Origin of the sequence: Streptomyces sp. NPDC059037 (genome assembly GCF_042740015.1) — a bacterium.
Taxonomy (GTDB): Bacteria; Actinomycetota; Actinomycetes; order Streptomycetales; family Streptomycetaceae; genus Streptomyces.
In genome coordinates this window covers 1-1,814 of sequence record NZ_JBHYIG010000519.1, presented here as the reverse complement: position 1 = coordinate 1,814, position 1,814 = coordinate 1, and the positions used below count along the sequence as shown (strand labels likewise).

Sequence of the window (1,814 nt, the reverse complement as noted above, 5' to 3'; positions counted from 1 at the left end):
TCCACCCGCCCCCGGCCCTCCGCCCCGCCCCCCCCCGCCGGCCCCCCCGGGGCCGGTCATCGACATATCGACGGAAGGGAACCCGGTGATGCCGGGATGATCGCACACAACGCCCAACCGGCAGCCTCACTCGCCCCCGAGGAACTGCGCGCGCTGATGGCCGGATTCCCGACCGGAGTCACGGTGATCACCGCCTTCGACGCGGCGGGGCGACCCTGGGGGATGACGTGCTCGTCCCTGTGCAGCGTCACGCTCCGGCCGCCGACGCTCCTGGTCTGCGTCAGGAACGGAAGCCCGACCCTCGCGGCAGTACTGGAGGGGGGCCGGTTCGCGGTCAACCTCCTCGATGACGCAGGGCGTCCGGCCGCCGAGCTGTTCGCATCGGGCGCGGCGGACCGCTTCGACCGCGTGAAGTGGGAGGACGCCCCCGGTGGCGGCGGCCCGCATCTGCCGCACGACGCGCACGCGGTGGCCGACTGCCGGGTCCTGAAGACCGAGACGATCGGCGATCACACCGTGGTCTACGGGCACGTGGAGCAGTCGGTGACGTTCTCGCCCGCCCCGCAGCCGTTGCTCTACGGCCTGCGCAACTATGCAGTCTGGCCCGCGCCATGACCGGCCGGGCCGACCGGGAGGTGGCCGTGAAGGCCAAGAAGGTCCGTACCGACCTGGCCTGGTTCGGGGGCGAGCCCGCCTTCGCCGACGACATCAGGGTGGGCACGCCGAACGTACCGGCCAAGGAGCGCTATCTGGAGCTGGTCGGCGAGGCCATCGACCGCCGGTGGCTGAGCAATCTCGGCCCGCTCGTGCAGGAGTTCGAGGGTCTGACGGCGGAGCGGACCCTGCGCCGGCACAACACCGCGACGGGCAACGCCACCGCGGCGCTGCAGGTCGCGGCGAAGGCGTGCGGCGTCACCGGGGAAGTCATCATGCCGTCGTTCACCTTCGCGGCGACGGCCCTCGCGATGAGCTGGATCGGCCTCACGCCGGTGTTCTGCGACATCGACCCGGAGACCGGCACCCTGGACCCCCTCTCGGTGGCCAAGGCGGTGACCCCTCGCACGGGCGGCATCCTCGGCGTCCATCTCTGGGGCAACCTCTGCGACTTGACGGGACTCGACGGCGTGGCGAGGGACGCGGGCGTGCCGCTTCTCTACGACTCTGCGCAGGCATTCGGCTGCCGGCCCCTGGCGCCGGCCCCCCAGGGAGCGGCGGAGGTGTTCAGCTTCCACGCGACGAAGATCCTGAACACCTTCGAGGGCGGGCTCGTCGCCACCGACGACGACGAGATCCACGCGCGCGTGCGGTCGATGCACAACTTCGGCTTCGACGACGCGATGGAGGTCGCGGGACCGGGGACGAACGCGAAGATGAGCGAGTCGTCGGCGGCGATGGGCATCGCGTCCGTCGAGTGCCTCGACGACACCCTGAGCACCTACAGGTCGCTGTATCTGCGCTACCGGGACGGCCTGGCCGAGGTGCCCGGCGTCACCCTGATCGAGGCTCCCGCAGGGCAGACCCACAACCATCAGTACGTCGTCGTACGGGTGGACCCGGGCGCGGCAGGCCTTGACCGCGACCGTCTCTTCGACATCCTCGGCGCGGAGAACATCCGCACCAAGAAGTACTTCGCACCGGGCTGCCACCGCATGCCGCCCTACCGCGACGACGCCGTGCACACGCCGCTCGACCTGCCGGCGACCGAGGAGCTCGCGGGGCGTGTGCTCGCCCTGCCGATGGGGCTCTCGGTGGCGCCGGACGACGTGGACCTGATCTGCGACGTGATCGCGGCCGCGGTCCGCCACGCCTAGCGG

Annotated in this window: 2 protein-coding genes; both read left to right on the top strand. The window is 71.4% G+C overall.

Annotated elements, in window-relative coordinates; all coding sequences use genetic code 11:
• The first annotated feature begins 96 nt into the window (after positions 1-96).
• Positions 97-615: a flavin reductase family protein gene (locus tag ACFWY6_RS45330; RefSeq protein WP_360774729.1), complete on the top strand. Its 519-nt coding sequence runs from the start codon at positions 97-99 to the stop codon at positions 613-615.
• Positions 612-1,811, top strand: a complete 1,200-nt coding sequence (locus ACFWY6_RS45325; RefSeq protein ID WP_384703755.1) for a DegT/DnrJ/EryC1/StrS family aminotransferase — start codon at positions 612-614, stop codon at positions 1,809-1,811. Before ACFWY6_RS45330 ends, ACFWY6_RS45325 begins: the two co-directional genes overlap by 4 nt.
• Positions 1,812-1,814: the final 3 nt, after the last annotated feature.

Excerpts from the sequence above, each read along its gene's own strand:
- ACFWY6_RS45330 (WP_360774729.1), top strand. The coding sequence starts at position 97 with ATGATCGCACACAACGCCCAACCGGCAGCCTCACTCGCCCCCGAGGAA.
- ACFWY6_RS45325 (WP_384703755.1), top strand. The coding sequence starts at position 612 with ATGACCGGCCGGGCCGACCGGGAGGTGGCCGTGAAGGCCAAGAAGGTC.